Annotated in this window: 9 protein-coding genes, 7 tRNA genes, 2 rRNA genes, 1 pseudogene and 1 other annotated feature; of the genes and pseudogenes, 17 read left to right on the top strand and 2 right to left on the bottom strand. The window is 37.6% G+C overall.

Annotated features, from left to right (window positions below; genetic code table 11):
* Nucleotides 1-90 precede the first annotated feature (90 nt).
* The 13 genes and pseudogenes from MOO47_RS01360 (at nt 91) to MOO47_RS01310 (ending at nt 9268) form a co-directional block, all read left to right on the top strand.
* Nucleotides 91-2999: ribosomal RNA gene (locus MOO47_RS01360) — 23S ribosomal RNA — on the top strand.
* A 75-nt stretch (nt 3000-3074) separates the two neighbouring features.
* A 5S ribosomal RNA gene (rrf, locus tag MOO47_RS01355) occupies nt 3075-3191 on the top strand.
* Nucleotides 3192-3198: 7 nt separating this feature from the next.
* Nucleotides 3199-3271: transfer RNA gene (locus MOO47_RS01350), tRNA-Asn, on the top strand.
* Nucleotides 3272-3280: 9 nt separating this feature from the next.
* Nucleotides 3281-3371, top strand: a tRNA-Ser gene (locus MOO47_RS01345).
* 23 nt (nt 3372-3394) lie between these two features.
* A tRNA-Glu gene (locus tag MOO47_RS01340) sits at nt 3395-3466 on the top strand.
* A gap of 5 nt (nt 3467-3471) precedes the next feature.
* Nucleotides 3472-3544: transfer RNA gene (locus tag MOO47_RS01335), tRNA-Val, on the top strand.
* 18 nt (nt 3545-3562) lie between these two features.
* A tRNA-Glu gene (locus MOO47_RS01330) sits at nt 3563-3634 on the top strand.
* 5 nt (nt 3635-3639) lie between these two features.
* Nucleotides 3640-3712: transfer RNA gene (locus tag MOO47_RS01325), tRNA-Val, on the top strand.
* A 138-nt stretch (nt 3713-3850) separates the two neighbouring features.
* Nucleotides 3851-3946: pseudogene (locus MOO47_RS07740) on the top strand (DNA-3-methyladenine glycosylase); the annotation flags it as partial.
* A 77-nt stretch (nt 3947-4023) separates the two neighbouring features.
* Complete coding sequence (locus tag MOO47_RS07735) at nt 4024-4098, top strand: hypothetical protein (RefSeq protein WP_396022060.1); 75 nt, start codon at nt 4024-4026, stop codon at nt 4096-4098.
* A 1162-nt stretch (nt 4099-5260) separates the two neighbouring features.
* The gene (locus MOO47_RS01320; protein ID WP_249513054.1) at nt 5261-6433 is read left to right on the top strand and encodes an SAM-dependent methyltransferase; all 1173 of its coding nucleotides are present in this window, start codon (nt 5261-5263) and stop codon (nt 6431-6433) included.
* A gap of 122 nt (nt 6434-6555) precedes the next feature.
* The gene (gene metK, locus MOO47_RS01315) at nt 6556-7755 is read left to right on the top strand and encodes a methionine adenosyltransferase (protein WP_249513053.1); all 1200 of its coding nucleotides are present in this window, start codon (nt 6556-6558) and stop codon (nt 7753-7755) included.
* Between the two features lie 16 nt (nt 7756-7771).
* Entirely contained in the window at nt 7772-9268 is a 1497-nt protein-coding gene (locus tag MOO47_RS01310; protein ID WP_249513052.1) for an MDR family MFS transporter, read from the top strand.
* Here the strand turns inward: MOO47_RS01310 and MOO47_RS07730 are convergent.
* Complete coding sequence (locus MOO47_RS07730; RefSeq protein ID WP_396022059.1) at nt 9210-9605, bottom strand: phosphatase PAP2 family protein; 396 nt, start codon at nt 9603-9605, stop codon at nt 9210-9212. The two genes, MOO47_RS01310 and MOO47_RS07730, sit on opposite strands and share 59 nt — an antisense overlap.
* 299 nt (nt 9606-9904) lie before the next feature.
* On the opposite strand from MOO47_RS07730, the gene MOO47_RS01305 reads away from it, so the two are divergent.
* The 3 genes from MOO47_RS01305 to MOO47_RS01295 all read left to right on the top strand — a co-directional run bounded on the left by MOO47_RS01305 (nt 9905) and on the right by MOO47_RS01295 (nt 15310).
* Nucleotides 9905-10903 (top strand): glycoside hydrolase family 73 protein, encoded by a 999-nt coding sequence (locus tag MOO47_RS01305; RefSeq protein ID WP_249513051.1) that lies wholly within the window; start codon nt 9905-9907, stop codon nt 10901-10903.
* A gap of 47 nt (nt 10904-10950) precedes the next feature.
* Nucleotides 10951-11156: a binding site (T-box leader), on the top strand.
* Between the two features lie 36 nt (nt 11157-11192).
* Nucleotides 11193-13613 carry a leucine--tRNA ligase gene (gene leuS, locus MOO47_RS01300; protein WP_249513050.1) on the top strand — a complete coding sequence of 807 codons (2421 nt, stop codon included), beginning with the start codon at nt 11193-11195 and terminating at the stop codon, nt 13611-13613.
* Nucleotides 13614-13645: 32 nt separating this feature from the next.
* Entirely contained in the window at nt 13646-15310 is a 1665-nt protein-coding gene (locus MOO47_RS01295) for a putative polysaccharide biosynthesis protein (RefSeq protein ID WP_249513049.1), read from the top strand.
* A gap of 125 nt (nt 15311-15435) precedes the next feature.
* Here MOO47_RS01295 and MOO47_RS01290 read toward each other — a convergent pair.
* Nucleotides 15436-15519, bottom strand: a tRNA-Leu gene (locus MOO47_RS01290).
* A 57-nt stretch (nt 15520-15576) separates the two neighbouring features.
* Here MOO47_RS01290 and MOO47_RS01285 point away from each other — a divergent pair.
* Complete coding sequence (locus tag MOO47_RS01285; RefSeq protein ID WP_249513048.1) at nt 15577-16419, top strand: NAD(P)H-hydrate dehydratase; 843 nt, start codon at nt 15577-15579, stop codon at nt 16417-16419.
* Nucleotides 16420-16509 lie beyond the last annotated feature (90 nt).

Below are 16509 nucleotides of genomic sequence, written 5' to 3'. Positions count from 1 at the left end.
TGAAAACTGAATATTAAGAGAAAGAAACAGAAAACACCGAGAAACTGCGAATCGAGAGATTCAAGAAGAAACGAATTATTGTTTTAGTAAGGTTAAGATGATAAGGGCGCACGGTGGATGCCTAGGTACTAGGAGCCGATGAAGGACGGAACGAACACCGAAATGCTTCGGGTAGCTGTAAGTAAGCGTAGATCCGGAGATCTCCGAATGGGGCAACCCAGCTAGAGTAAAAGCTAGTTACACCTTAACGAAAGTTAAGAGTGAGGTAAACGTGGTGAACTGAAACATCTAAGTAGCCACAGGAAGAGAAAGAAAAATCGATTTCCTGAGTAGCGGCGAGCGAAATGGAAAGAGCCCAAACCAAAGAGCATGCTTTTTGGGGTTGTAGGACTGGGACATGAGAAAGTCAAAGATAGCAGAATCAGTTGGGAAGCTGAACCAAAGATAGTGACAGTCTAGTAAGCGAAATCAGAGACACTCTACCAGGATCCTGAGTACGGCGGGGCACGTGAAACCCCGTCGGAAGCAGGGAGGACCATCTCCCAAGGCTAAATACTCCCTAGTGACCGATAGTGAACAAGTACCGTGAGGGAAAGGTGAAAAGCACCCCGGGAGGGGAGTGAAATAGATCCTGAAACCGTGTGCCTACAAGTAGTCAGAGCTCGTTAAAGAGTGATGGCGTGCCTTTTGTAGAATGAACCGGCGAGTTACGTTTGCGTGCAAGGTTAAGTTGAAAAAGACGGAGCCGAAGCGAAAGCGAGTCTGAATAGGGCGAAGAAGTACGTAGACGTAGACCCGAAACCAAGTGACCTACCCATGTCCAGGTTGAAGGTGCGGTAAAACGCACTGGAGGACCGAACCCACGTAAGTTGAAAATTGCGGGGATGAGGTGTGGGTAGCGGTGAAATTCCAAACGAACTTGGAGATAGCTGGTTCTCTCCGAAATAGCTTTAGGGCTAGCCTCGAGGAGAGGATCGTGGAGGTAGAGCACTGTTTGGACTAGGGGCCCGTCATGGGTTACTGAATTCAGATAAACTCCGAATGCCATAGATCTATACTCGGGAGTCAGACGGTGAGTGATAAGATCCATCGTCGAAAGGGAAACAGCCCAGATCACCAGTTAAGGTCCCAAAATCCATGCTAAGTGGAAAAGGATGTGGAGCTGCATAGACAACTAGGATGTTGGCTTAGAAGCAGCAATTCATTTAAAGAGTGCGTAATAGCTCACTAGTCGAGTGGCTCTGCGCCGAAAATGTACCGGGGCTAAGCATGGTACCGAAACTGTGGATGTGCACGTAAGTGTATGTGGTAGGAGAGCGTTGTAAGCACGAAGAAGCCAGATCGAGAGGACTGGTGGAGAGCTTAGAAGTGAGAATGCCGGTATGAGTAGCGCGAGATCAGTGAGAATCTGATCCACCGGAAGACTAAGGTTTCCTGGGGAAGGCTCGTCCGCCCAGGGTTAGTCGGGACCTAAGATGAGGCCGAGAGGCGTAATCGATGGATAACAGGTTGAGATTCCTGTACTAATCAGTTTTGTTTGAACAATGGAGGGACGCAGGAGATTAACGTGAGCATGCAGCTGGAAAAGCATGTCCAAGCAGTGAGTCTGGGAATGAGTCAAATGCTTATTTCTAAGGACGAGCTGTGATGGGGAGCGAAATTAAGTAGCGAAGCACGAGCGTCACACTGCCGAGAAAAGCTTCTAGTTAGAAACTGATTACCCGTACCGCAAACCGACACAGGTAGTCAAGGAGAGAATCCTAAGGTGAGCGAGAGAACTATCGTTAAGGAACTCGGCAAAATAGCCCCGTAACTTCGGAAGAAGGGGTGCTGGTGTAAAAGCCAGCCGCAGTGAAAAGGCCCAAACAACTGTTTATCAAAAACACAGGTCTCTGCAAAATCGTAAGATGACGTATAGGGGCTGACGCCTGCCCGGTGCTGGAAGGTTAAGAGGATGAGTTAGACTTCGAGTCGAAGCCCAGAATTGAAGCCCCAGTAAACGGCGGCCGTAACTATAACGGTCCTAAGGTAGCGAAATTCCTTGTCGGGTAAGTTCCGACCCGCACGAAAGGCGTAATGATTTGGGCACTGTCTCAACGATAGACTCGGTGAAATTATAATACCCGTGAAGATGCAGGTTACCCGCGACAGGACGGAAAGACCCCATGGAGCTTTACTGTAGCTTGATATTGAATTTTTGTGTAACATGTACAGGATAGGTAGGAGCCATAGAAATCGGTACGCTAGTATCGATGGAGGCAATGGTGGGATACTACCCTTGTTATATGAAAGTTCTAACCCACGCCGTTGAAGCACGGCGGGAGACAGTGTCAGGTGGGCAGTTTGACTGGGGCGGTCGCCTCCTAAACAGTAACGGAGGCGCCCAAAGGTTCCCTCAGAATGGTTGGAAATCATTCGTAGAGTGTAAAGGTAGAAGGGAGCTTGACTGCGAGACAGACAAGTCGAGCAGGGACGAAAGTCGGGCTTAATGATCCGGTGGCACCGTATGGAAGGGCCATCGCTCAACGGACAAAAGCTACCCTGGGGATAACAGGCTTATCTCCCCCAAGAGTTCACATCGACGGGGAGGTTTGGCACCTCGATGTCGGCTCATCGCATCCTGGGGCTGTAGTCGGTCCCAAGGGTTGGGCTGTTCGCCCATTAAAGCGGTACGCGAGCTGGGTTCAGAACGTCGTGAGACAGTTCGGTCCCTATCCGTCGCGGGCGTAGGAAATTTGAGAGGATCTGTCCTTAGTACGAGAGGACCGGGATGGACATACCACTGGTGTACCAGTTGTCTTGCCAAAGGCATCGCTGGGTAGCTATGTATGGAAGGGATAAACGCTGAAAGCATCTAAGTGTGAAACCCACCTCAAGATGAGATTTCCCATTCAGTAATGAAGTAAGACCCCTCAAAGAAGATGAGGTAGATAGGTTGCGCGTGGAAGTGTAGTGATATATGGAGCGGAGCAATACTAATCGGTCGAGGGCTTAACCAAGCAGTGAAGGTGAAGAATTATCTTAATATTCAGTTTTGAGAGGACTAAGGTTCTTTCAGAAGAGAAGAGAGCAAGTGTGGTGGCGATAGCGAGGAGGAAACACCTGTCGACATGCCGAACACAGAAGTTAAGCTTCTCAACGCCGAAAGTAGTTGGTGGGAAACTGCCTGCGAGGATAGGTCGTTGCCACGCTGTTTATTCCGGTTTAGCTCAGTTGGTAGAGCATCTGACTGTTAATCAGGGTGTCGTCAGTTCGAGTCTGACAACCGGAGTTTTTATTTGGAGAGTTGTCCGAGTGGCTGAAGGAGCATGATTGGAAATCATGTATACGGGCTTTTACCTGTATCAAGGGTTCAAATCCCTTACTCTCCGTTGGCTTATTAACTTATTAAGCTGACCCGTTGGTCAAGTGGTTAAGACACCGCCCTTTCACGGCGGTAACATGGGTTCAAATCCCGTACGGGTCATTTGTGGAAGATTAGCTCAGTTGGGAGAGCGTCTGCCTTACAAGCAGAGGGTCACAGGTTCGAGCCCTGTATCTTCCATTATTTATATATTAAGCTGACCCGTTGGTCAAGTGGTTAAGACACCGCCCTTTCACGGCGGTAACATGGGTTCAAATCCCGTACGGGTCATTTGTGGAAGATTAGCTCAGTTGGGAGAGCGTCTGCCTTACAAGCAGAGGGTCACAGGTTCGAGCCCTGTATCTTCCATTATTTATATAAAAGTCTAGGATTTGTTCTTAGACTTTTTTTGTTTGTAATTATTTATATTTTAAAAAGTAAATAATTACATGTATATATAGAAGCAATGTCACCTCACAAATTACGCAAGATATCTTAAGGTGCGAATTGGTTTATCGTAATGGATCACAAATTACAAGTGGATTAATTGTAGAAGCTGAGGCTTATTTGGGTGGAGAATATTCGACTGCTCATGCCTATAAAGGACATCGGAGTCTTGCTAATGAAGCATTGTATGCTGATCCAGGACCTATTATATTTATTCTCTATATGGACACCTTATGCTTAATCTGGTTACGCAAAAAAGAGATTTGCCACAAGGAATTTTATTACGTGGTTTGCAGCCAATACAATGATTTGCTTCAGTGTTAAATGATCAAAAGTAAAATGGACAATGTCATCCTAATTATATCCAATTTATAATTATCAAGTTTGAGTTTGAATTTAGTCTTTAAAATAATTAGTATACTGAAGAATATTACATAAATGATTCCAAGATTTAATGAAATGTAGTGCAATAAAAATAGAATAATAGTTAGCCCACTGACGCATAATAATGATTTGCTTCAGTGTTAAATGATCAAAAGTAAAATGGACAATGTCATCCTAATTATATCCAATTTATAATTATCAAGTTTGAGTTTGAATTTAGTCTTTAAAATAATTAGTATACTGAAGAATATTACATAAATGATTCCAAGATTTAATGAAATGTAGTGCAATAAAAATAGAATAATAGTTAGCCCACTGACGCATAATAATGATTTGCTTCAGTGTTAAATGATCAAAAGTAAAATGGACAATGTCATCCTAATTATATCCAATTTATAATTATCAAGTTTGAGTTTGAATTTAGTCTTTAAAATAATTAGTATACTGAAGAATATTACATAAATGATTCCAAGATTTAATGAAATGTAGTGCAATAAAAATAGAATAATAGTTAGCCCACTGACGCATAATAATGTTAGTAAATTCTGTTTCCAGTCGTCCACAATACTTGCCAGAAAAACAGATAAATTGATTAAGATTACGTTTATTAATAAATTAGGTGATAAAAAATGCATCAAGGTTAATATTAGCAATAGCATACTAAACCCAGGAATAGCAAAGTTGAATAAAAATTTATTATCATAATTAGAAAAAAAGCAAATAAATAGTTGGCTTAATCCTAGGATTACTAAATATAAAGGCAATGTTGATACATTTACTGAATAAGTTATGAACAAACTGGCTATTAAGTAAATAATATTGAAAAACTTATTAGCTTTAAGTGGCATAAATATTTTTACATAAATTATTACTAATAAAATAATAACAGTAACGGTTCTAAAGTTGCTGTCTAAATGTGCTGGATAAGTCTGTGTTAATGCTAATGGGTAAAAAAAGATACTTAATAATGATGTTGATGTATTTAAAATTTTCATAATGACTCCTTTATAACTATTGTAATCAATTTGAAGTTTTTTAGCTATTGGTGTAATGTTTTTGTATTAGATTTGAATAGAGGTTATATACATGTTAGAGAAAACTTTTTATAAAGAATTACTCCAAAATTCTTTTGATATTCCCATTAAAGTTACTTATTGGGATCAAAAATCAGAAATTTATGGATCTGGTGAACCGCAAATTCACATTACATTTAATGAAGCTATTCCTATTAAAAAAATTATGGAAAATGCTTCGATTGCCTTAGGCGAAGCTTATATGGACAAAAAAATTGAAATTGAAGGTAGTATCGAAGACTTGATTGTTTCTGCTTATCGAAGCAAAGAAAGTTTTTTGTACAATAAAAAGTTCAAAAAGTGGATGCCAAGCCACAAACATAGCGAAAAAAATAATCAAGATTACGTGCAAAATCATTATGATATTGGTAATGACTTTTATAAGTTGTGGTTGGATGACACTATGACTTATTCTTGTGCATACTTTGAGAATGATGATGATGATTTAAAAACAGCACAACTCAATAAAGTACATCATATTTTGAAAAAGTTAGACCCTAAACCAGGTAAGACTTTATTAGATATTGGCTGTGGTTGGGGAACACTTATGTTGACTGCAGTGCAAGAATATGGTCTTAAAGTTACAGGAATCACTTTGAGTGAAGAGCAATATCGCTATGTAACTAAGCAAATTGCTGAATTAGGTTTACAAGAGCAAGCTGAGGTGATTTTAACCGACTACCGAGAATTAAAGGGACGTCATTGGGATTATATTGTTTCAGTCGGAATGTTTGAACATGTTGGTAAAGAAAATTTGCCGGGTTATTTTGCGGATATTCAAGATTTCTTGAATAACGGTGGAACAGCATTAATTCATGGTATTACACGCCAAGGCGAAGGCGCTTCTAATGGCTGGATTGATAAATGGATCTTCCCAGGTGGTTATATCCCAGGATTGAGTGAAAATGTGACCAATATTATAGCTAGTGGTTTACAAATTAGTGATATTGAGATGTTACGACGTCATTATCAATTAACATTAGAACATTGGGAACGTAATTTTAAAAATCATTTACCAGAAATTAAAGAAATGTTTGATGAACGCTTTATCCGTATGTGGGATTTATATTTGCAGGCTTGTGCGGCATCATTTGCCTCCGGTAATATTGATGTGATTCAATTTTTAATCACTAAAGGCGCTTCCGGAACCAACTTACCAATGACGCGTGACTACATTTACAAATAATAAACGAAAACCCTTATCAGAAAGTATTTAGTTATCTAAATAACTGTGCTACTATAACTTAGTTAACTAAATTTCTGATGGGGCTATTTAGCTTACCTGTAACCTACTAAGGGGGAAATAAATTGAATAAAGAAAAACATTTTTTTACGTCAGAATCAGTTTCAGAAGGACATCCTGATAAAATAGCAGATCAGATTAGTGACGCTGTTTTGGATGCTATTTTAGCAAAGGATCCTGATGCACGTGTTGCTTGTGAAACGACTGTGACGACTGGATTAGTATTAATTGCTGGTGAAGTAACAACCAGTGCATACGTGGATATTCAAAGTATTGTGCGCCAAAAAATTAGAGAAATTGGTTATACCAGCTCTGATTATGGATTTGATGCAGATACTTGCGCGGTAATCGTTGCTTTGGATCAACAATCACCTGATATTGCACAAGGTGTTGATGATGCTTTAGAAAAACGAGAAAAAGCTGATGCCAATGATCCATTGGATCAGATTGGCGCTGGTGATCAAGGATTAATGTTTGGTTATGCTACGGATGAAACACCTGAATATATGCCTTTACCAATCATTTTGGCACATAAATTAACTTATCAAATTACTCAGTTGCGCAAAAATAATGAATTGACTTATTTGCGTCCAGATTCTAAGGCACAAGTAACAGTTCAATATAATGATAATTGGCAACCTTTACGGGTAGATACAGTTGTTTTAAGTACCCAACATGATCCTGATGTAACTTTAGAACAATTGAAACGTGATGTTACTGATAAGATAATTAAAAAAGTGATCCCAGAAGAATTATTAGATGATGAAACTAAAATTTTCATTAATCCGACGGGACGTTTTGTTTTAGGCGGACCTAGCAGTGATACTGGATTGACTGGACGTAAGATAATTGTCGATACTTATGGTGGTTTTGCCCATCATGGTGGTGGTGCTTTTTCTGGTAAAGATGCTACTAAAGTTGATCGTTCAGCTAGTTATGCAGCTCGTTATGTTGCGAAAAATTTAGTAGCGGCAGGTATTGCTAAACAAGTAGAGTTGCAACTAGCTTATGCGATTGGTGTGGCTCGTCCAGTTTCGATTACTGTTAATACTTTTAATACTAGTTCCTATAGTAATGAAGAAATTGTAGCTGCTGTTAGAAAAGTTTTTGATTTACGTCCTGCTGGGATTATTCAAATGCTGGACTTGAAACGCCCAATTTATCAAAAAACTGCTGCTTACGGGCATTTTGGGCGGACTGATGTGCAATTGCCTTGGGAACAAATAGATAAAGTTCAGGCCTTAAAAGTAGCTATTCAAAACTAAGATATTGAGAAAAAACATGAAAAAACAAACAAACGTCAAGTTGGTTACAATTGCGGTTTTTATTGCAACTTTCATGACAGCCATTGAAGGAACGATTGTTTCAACAGCAATGCCGACAATTATTGGCGACCTTCATGGTTTGAAAATAATGAATTGGGTCTTTTCTGTTTATTTATTAATGACTGCAGTAACGACACCGATTTATGGTAAATTATCAGATCGTTATGGCCGTAAAAAATTGCTGAACATTGGGTTAGTAGTTTTTGTAATTGGATCGTTACTTTGTGGTATTTCACAATCGATGCCGCAGTTAATTGGAGCTCGTATTATTCAAGGATTAGGTGCTGGTGCGATTCAGCCTTTGACTTACACCGTTTTAGCTGACATTTATCCGCTAGAAAAACGTGCTAGCATGATAGGACTCAATGGTTCTTCTTGGGGTATTGCTTCAATTGTGGCGCCATTATTGGGTGGTTTTATTGTGGAACAATTATCTTGGCATTGGATTTTTGCTATTAATATTCCTGTTGGTATTATAACAATTGTTTTGCTTCAATTTTTCTTACATGAAGACATTAAAACGCAAACAAGTACTATTGATTTTAAAGGTATCACTTTATTGACAAGTGCATTAGTATTATTAATGCTCACTTTGCAGAGTTTAAGTAATTTAAAACAATGGTTTTTCAGTTTGGTAATGTTAGCTGTGGCAGCCATGCTTTTTGGTTTCTTTATTCATGTGGAGCGTCATCAATCAGATCCTGTCTTACCGTTGCAACTATTTAAAAATCGCACTTTTGTGATCCAAAATATTGCTGTTTTATTAGTTTCTGGTTTCTTAATTGGTTTTGAGACATATTTGCCGATTTGGATGCAAAGTGTACTAGGGCTAAACCCAACAATGGGTGGTTTTGCTGTAACACCTAGTTCTGTTATTTGGCTAGTGGGATCATTTGTTTCCGGTAAAATGATTGCAAAATATCCGCCACATAAAATTACTTTGTTTGCTTTGAGCTTTTTATTGGTTGGCTGTGTCGCTTATTTATTTTTACCATTTCAGACCCCTTTTTACATTTTCTTGTTGATTTCTGGGGTATACGGTTTGGGATTTGGTTTATCAATTACAACGTCAACTGTCACTTCCCAAAGTATTGTACCTGCTGACCAAGTAGGAACGGCTACTAGTTTTAATACGTTAGCGCGTAGTTTAGGCCAAACTTTAATGGTTTCATTATTTGGTATTGTCTTTAATTTACGTATGGCTAAGTGCGTTCAAGATAATTCTGGTTTAACTTTTAAGATGTTGGATCAAATGATCAATCCTTCAACAGCTGCGGGAATATCTGCAAAATATTTGCGTGTGGCGCGTCAAGTTGTCTTTGGTGGCTTACATTGGATATATATCGTGGGATTAATTGTTTTGATTTTGGCTTTAATAATTACTTTCTTCGATACTAAGAGTGATTATACTTTACGCGATTACCAAAAAAGTAATAAAACAGTAGAATATTAGCACTGGCTAGAAGACTTCCAGCAACGACATCAGACAAATAATGAACGTGCAGTAGCGGGCGACTTATAAAAATTAAGCAAAAAAAGATACTATTCAAGCAAAAAAATAGTTTTTTATGGGTAATTTGACTATAGATCAAACAAATTGCTAGTGCAAAACTTGCTGTAGCCATAGCGTGTCCACTAGGAAAACTAAATCCGCTGGCTGCAGTTAAATGTTCAATATTAGGACGGGGACGCTGAATGTTGAATTTTAAAACTTGATTTAGCAGATTGTTGCCCAGTACGCTGCACAATAAAAAGATTCTTTGTTGGTTGTTTTTTAAAAAAAGTAGCATAATAACCGTTAGACAATTAATGGTTTTGGGAGCACCTAGTACGGTAATAGTAGCAAATAATTTTGTATAGTGATGGCTGACATTGTTTAGGACGTTGAAAGTTTGTTGATCAATATGGTTAACAAATAGATTGTTAGTTACTATTAAGAAAGTTAATATAATAAAAAATATATATAGTACAAAACTTAGATATAGATAATTTTTTTTCATAAGAATAAGCACTCCTGAAATATTTGTTGTTTTTATTTTAGTATAATTTTGGATCATTATTTAATATTGGAAGCTGGAGATTAACTTACATGATTTTAAAAGCAAATAAATATCAAAAAATATTGATGTTAATGTTAATTAGTGGGGGATCAGTTGGAAGTTTGCATCATCACGAGCAAGTCGTTTACGCTACAACTAATAATCCGTTGACAATTCAAGTCAGCGATGTAGCTGACCAGCAAAATACGATTACGTCTAATGGTTATGGTGACACTGTTTTTCTGAATTACTTGGGACTATCAGCGCAAAAATTAGCCAATAATAATGATGTCTATGCTTCCGTAATGATAGCGCAAGCATTGTTAGAAAGTGGTTGGGGAACTAGCTCTTTAGCGCAAGCACCTAATTATAATTTATTCGGTGTGAAAGGAACATATCAGGAAGATAGTGTTGATATGTCGACGCAAGAAGATGATGGTTCCGGCAATTTATATACTATTCAATCCAATTTTCGTAAATATCCTTCATACAAAGAATCACTAGAAGATTATGTGCGTGTCATTCGTGATAATAAGATATATAAAGATGCTTGGAAGAGTAATGCTGCTTCTTATAAAGATGCCACCAAGTGTTTAACAGGTAAGTATGCTACAGATACATCTTATGATCAAAAGTTAAATAGCTTAATTGAAAAGTATGATTTGACCAGATTTGATCAGCCATTAGATTGGAACCAGCAAACAAGTAGCAATGATATCATAGTTAATAATATTAATTTTGCTACTAAAACTTTGAATAATCCAATTAATCTAAAAGGATCTTATGGTGATCAACAAGCTCCGATAATTGTTTTAAATAATTATCAAAAGAATGATGAATCTGAGGATACTGCATCATCAGTCAATAATTCTTTGGATGATGTGATCGGTTATAACGAAGAGTTAACACAGCCACCAGTTGCCAAAAATAGTTCATCCATGAAAGATAAAGCTTATTTTAGTGCAAAGCCAAAATCTGACCCAGTACAAAATAATGATGACTATAATTCACAATCAACTATTACTGTAACTAGAGATAATAATCAATAATTGTATTGCAATTGGATATCTTGTTTTTTATAATAGCGTTATATTGTTAAGTTTATGTGTAGAAAAGTAGTAACTTTAATTTTTCTTTTTCAGAGAGTGGAAGTTTGGTGTGATTCCACAAGAAAATTTTGGTGAACTTGTTTCTATTGGTCTGATGTTAGTTCTCAGTCATTATCGGGGTATCGTTAACTACAACAAGTGTTATGATTTATTTCATAAAACTTAGGTGGTACCGCGGTTATTCGTCCTATTGCATTATGCAATAGGACTTTTTTGTAGGAGGAAATTTATGAGTTATAATCACAAAACCATTGAAAAAAAATGGCAGAAATATTGGGCAGACAATAAAACTTTTAAAACTACTGAGGATGAAAATAAAGAAAATTTTTATGCTTTAGATATGTTTCCTTATCCATCTGGTAAAGGATTACATGTCGGACATCCAGAAGGCTATACGGCAACTGATATTGTTGCTCGCTTTAAAAGGATGCAGGGGCGTAATGTTTTACACCCAATGGGTTGGGATGCTTTTGGATTACCTGCAGAACAGTATGCTATTAAAACCGGACACAATCCCAAAGATTTTACACAAGAAAATATTAATACGTTTAAACGTCAAATTAATTCACTAGGCTTTTCTTATGATTGGGAGCGTGAAGTTAATACTACTGATCCAAACTATTACAAATGGACGCAATGGATTTTTGAGCAACTGTATAAAAAAGGTTTGGCTTATGAAGCCGAAATTCCGGTTAACTGGAGTCCTGATTTAGGAACAGTCGTTGCTAATGAAGAAATTGTAGATGGCAAAACTGAACGTGGTGGTTTTCCCGTTTACCGCAAACCTATGAAACAGTGGATGCTAAAAATCACGGCATATGCAGATCGGTTAATTGATGATTTGGAATTAGTAGATTGGCCTGAAAATATCAAAGAGATGCAACGCAATTGGATTGGTCGCTCTGAAGGCGCTGAAATTAATTTTAAAGTGGCAGATACTGCTTTAGATTTTCAAGTATTTACTACACGTCCAGATACTTTGTTCGGTGCTAGCTATATTGTGATGGCACCTGAATTACCGCTAGTTGATGAAATCACAACAGCTGATCAAAAGAAGGCAGTGGTAAGTTATCAAAAGCAAGCAGCTCAAAAGAGTGATTTAGATCGGACAGATCTTAATCATGAAAAAACTGGCGCTTTTACTGGTGCTTTTGCGATCAATCCAGTTAATGGTGAGCATCTACCCATTTGGATTTCAGATTATGTTTTGGCTAGCTATGGGACTGGGGCTATCATGGCAGTACCGGCGCACGACCAAAGAGATTACGATTTTGCCAAGGAATTTGGTTTGCGAATTACACCAGTAATTAACGGTGGTGATGTTACTCAAAAAGCCTACGTCGGTGATGGTGAACATATTAATTCAGATTTTTTAAATGGTTTAGATAAAAATGCAGCTATAGAAAAAATGCTTACTTGGCTGACTGATAATAAAGTAGGAACTAAAAAAGTGAATTATCGGTTGCGCGATTGGGTGTTCTCTCGTCAACGTTATTGGGGCGAACCAATTCCTTTAATTCATTGGGAAGATGGAACTACTAGTTTGGTGCCAGAAGATCAATTGCCGTTACGTTTGCCAGAAGAGGCAGACATTAAGCCTTCTGGTACGATTGAAAGTCCGCTAGCTAATTTGACAGACTGGGTCAACGTTGTTGATGAAAATGGTCGTAAGGGTCGAAGAGAAACTAATACAATGCCGCAGTGGGCAGGTAGTTCTTGGTATTATCTTCGTTATATTGATCCTAACAATGACCACGCTATTGCTGATTATGACAAATTGAAAAAATGGTTGCCAGTAGATTTGTATATTGGTGGTGCTGAACATGCAGTATTGCATTTACTGTATGCACGTTTTTGGCATAAAGTACTGTATGATTTGGGTGTTGTGCCAACACGTGAACCTTTCCAAAAATTGTATAATCAAGGCATGATTTTAGGCGGCAATCATGAGAAAATGTCTAAATCTAAAGGTAATGTAGTTAACCCAGACGATGTTGTAGAAGAGTACGGTGCGGATACTTTGCGTCTTTATGAGATGTTTATGGGGCCATTAGATGCTTCCATTTCTTGGAGTGAAGATGGTTTGGCGGGTTCTTATCGCTTTTTGGAACGTGTTTGGCGACTATATGTGAACAATGATGACGACAACTCATTACGTGCAGATTTTATTACGCCACAAGCTAATGATGATTTGAAGCAAATTTATAGTGAAACTGTTAAGACTGTTACTGATCATTTTGAAAAGTTGCAATTTAATACGGCAATCTCGCAATTAATGACATTTGTGAATGCTGTGCAAAAAAGTACAACGTTCCCCAAAGAATATGCAACTGGTTTCATTAAATTGTTAGCCCCGATTGCGCCACATATTTCCGAGGAAATATGGCAAAAATTAGGTAATTCCCAATCAATAACTTATGCTAAATGGCCGACTTATAATCAGGCAGATTTAGTTAATGATGAAGCAGAAATAATTTTGCAAGTTAATGGTAAATTACGTAATAAAATTGTTGTTCCTTTGAACACTACTAAAGACGATTTAGAAAAATTAGCATTAGCTGATGTTAAAGTGCAGTCTTTCATAGCTGACAAAGACATTAAAAAAGTTATTGTAGTGCCTAATAAAATTGTTAATTTTGTGGTAAAATAATTGCTTCTAAATGATTAGAGAGGTCTTAATTAATGGCTAGTGACATCGAAGAAAAAACTACTAGTGATTTGGCTGATCAAGGTAAGGCTGATTTAATCAAAGGTTCAGCTTGGATGACAGCTGGTAGTATCTTTTCTCGCATTTTGGGTGCAATTTATATTATTCCGTGGAACATGTGGTTTGGTAGTGTTTTTACTGCTACTTTAGCTAATTCTCTGTTTTCTAAGGGATATAATATTTATAGTTTCTTTTTGATTATTTCGACAGCCGGAATTCCTGGTGCCATTTCAAAGCAAATTGCGCATTATAATGCGCTAAATGAGTATCAGGCTGGTAATCAACTGTTTCGCCAAGGTTTAAAAATTATGGCATTGATGGGCATTGTAACAGCTGCTGTAATGTATTTTGGGGCTTCTTTTATTGCTAATATATTTGCTGGAGGCAACAAACAGGCTATTCCAGTTTTACAAGCATTATCATTTGCCCTGTTAATTATTCCTACAATGAGTCTGGTACGTGGTTATTTTCAAGGTTATTCCCAAATGGCTCCTTCAGCAATTTCCCAGTTTATTGAACAAGTAGCACGTGTTATTTATATGCTTGTAGCAACTTATTGGATTATGAAAGTGCAAAAAGGCAGCTATGTTAGTGCGGTAACTCAATCGACCTTTGCGGCTTTTATCGGGGCAATTTTTGGATTAGGAATTTTGGTTTATTTTTTAGTTAAGCAATTACCTAAATTACGTAAATTATCGCAAAATAGTAAGCAAGAAATTGATATTGATAATAAGAATTTCTTTTTGGAAATTATGCATCAGGCTTTGCCTTTTATTATCTTGGATTCAGGGATTGTTTTATTTCAGATTTTTGACCAAGCGACGTTTAATTCTATGATGAGTTCTTTTCAACGTTTGGGGAAAGATACTTTAGATTACATGTACGCTTTGTTTGGTTTTAATGCCAATAAATTAATTATGATCGTTGTTTCTTTGGCTACAGCGATGGCAGTTACAGCAGTTCCATTATTGTCGGCTGCTTATTCAAGACATGATCGTACCGAAGTAAAAGGGCATATTGGTAGCACGTTGCAGTTATTTTTCTTAGTAATGCTGCCAGCTTCCTTAGGAATGTATGCTGTTGCTAAACCGCTTTATATTTTATTTTATCGATATGATAGTTTAGGAATTTATATTTTACAGTTTAGTGCGATAGTTGCAATTGTTTTGGGCTTATTTACGGTCTTAGCAGCTGTTTTGCAAGGACTATATCAAAATAAAGTTGCGATTAAATGTTTTGTAATTGGTTTTATAGTTAAAATGATTGTGCAATACCCGATGATTTTGCTGTTTAGCATGTTTGGACCATTAATGGCTACAATGGTAGGTATGACAGTTACTTGTTGGTTTATGTTGCGCCATTTGCGAGTGCGCTTTAAGTTTAATATACAGCAAACTTTATATCGAGTATGCTTGATATTTTTAATTTCAGTGTTAATGCTGGTCATTATTAGTGTGATCAATTTGATTTGCTACCATTGGCTGGCAAACACTAATCGTATTGCAGCACTTTGTTTATTGATAGTGGAAGTCATTATTGGTGTGGGTGTGTACCTGTATTTAATTTTGAAAACTAGACTAGCAGAAAAAATAGTTGGTTCAAGGTTGGCACGTTTACGTCAAAAATTACGTATTAGTTAATCAATATTACAAACACTTCTTGATATATTATATATTAGGAAGTGTTTTTTGTTATTTAAACCTTCTTCAATTGAGTACAACAAAAAGCCTTAAAATGATGTTTTAAGGCTTAATGATATATAATATGCCGTTGACAGGAGTCGAACCTGCACATGGAAACCCATACAGCGACCTGAACGCTGCGCGTCTGCCAATTCCGCCACAACGGCCTCACAATCAGATATTATATCAAATTTTAGACTAATTGTAACTAGGAGTAACCAAATATGAAACAAATAAATTCAACAATTTTACAAGTAATCAAAAAAAGGCCACGAAATTCTTATAAGGGCACTTTCGGTAAGGTGCTTCTGGTTGCAGGTGACGCACAATATGGCGGAGCGGCACTTATGGCCAGTGGAGCAAGTGTCTATGCTGGAGCAGGTCTGGTGACTTTGGCAACCGATCCGAGTAATTTTACTAGTTTGCGTAGCAATTTTCCTGAGGTCATGACACAAAAATTAAGCGATCATAAAAAGATACTGGATTTAGCTGTCACAGTTGATGTTATTGCTATTGGTCCGGGATTAGCGATTTCCGCAACTAATGAAGTATTAATTAAGCAATTGTTACAACTAGCAAATTCTAGGCAAACCATTATTTTGGATGCTAGTGCGTTCACCTTATTACAAAAGCAAAAGCAAGTGCTAAAAACGGCAGCAGCTAATTTAGTTCTAACGCCCCATGTGGTGGAATGGCAGCGTTTATCCGATTTAGATATTGCTCAGCAAACGCATACTAATAATTTAGCAATACTCCAACAATTAACCCCACCGCAAACTTTTTTATTCCTTAAAGGAGCACCAAGTCATTTGTATGATAATCGTCAACAAACTGTAGTTCAAAATACTAAAGGAACCCCCGCTATGGCAACTGGTGGCATGGGCGATACTTTGACAGGGATCATTGCCGGATTTGTTGCACAATTTGGTTTTAGTGCATCAATTGTGGCCTCTGCTGTTTTTACTCACAGTTATTTGGCTGAAGAACTAGCACAAGATAGATATGTAGTCTTGCCTTCGATGATTATTCAGCATTTACCGCAGTTTATGAAACGCTGGGAAAACTGAAATATTCTTAAATAAGTTATTTTTGAATGCTGGTACTCTACTATAAAGAAATTTTCAAATAAAATATTCCAGATAATTGAATTAAACTTA

Source organism: Bombilactobacillus thymidiniphilus, from assembly GCF_023380245.1.
In the GTDB taxonomy this organism is placed as follows: Bacteria; Bacillota; Bacilli; order Lactobacillales; family Lactobacillaceae; genus Bombilactobacillus; species Bombilactobacillus thymidiniphilus.
Note: the sequence above shows the minus strand (reverse complement) of the source record. Positions and strands in the feature narration are given on the sequence as shown.

Bases quoted from the DNA above. Each gene is read 5' to 3' on its own strand.
- MOO47_RS01285 (WP_249513048.1), top strand. From the start codon at position 15,577: ATGAAACAAATAAATTCAACAATTTTACAAGTAATCAAAAAAAGGCCA.
- MOO47_RS01310 (WP_249513052.1), top strand. From the start codon at position 7,772: ATGAAAAAACAAACAAACGTCAAGTTGGTTACAATTGCGGTTTTTATT.
- MOO47_RS01305 (WP_249513051.1), top strand. From the start codon at position 9,905: ATGATTTTAAAAGCAAATAAATATCAAAAAATATTGATGTTAATGTTA.
- MOO47_RS07730 (WP_396022059.1), bottom strand. From the start codon at position 9,605: ATGCTACTTTTTTTAAAAAACAACCAACAAAGAATCTTTTTATTGTGC.
- leuS (WP_249513050.1), top strand. From the start codon at position 11,193: ATGAGTTATAATCACAAAACCATTGAAAAAAAATGGCAGAAATATTGG.
- MOO47_RS01295 (WP_249513049.1), top strand. From the start codon at position 13,646: ATGGCTAGTGACATCGAAGAAAAAACTACTAGTGATTTGGCTGATCAA.
- MOO47_RS01320 (WP_249513054.1), top strand. From the start codon at position 5,261: ATGTTAGAGAAAACTTTTTATAAAGAATTACTCCAAAATTCTTTTGAT.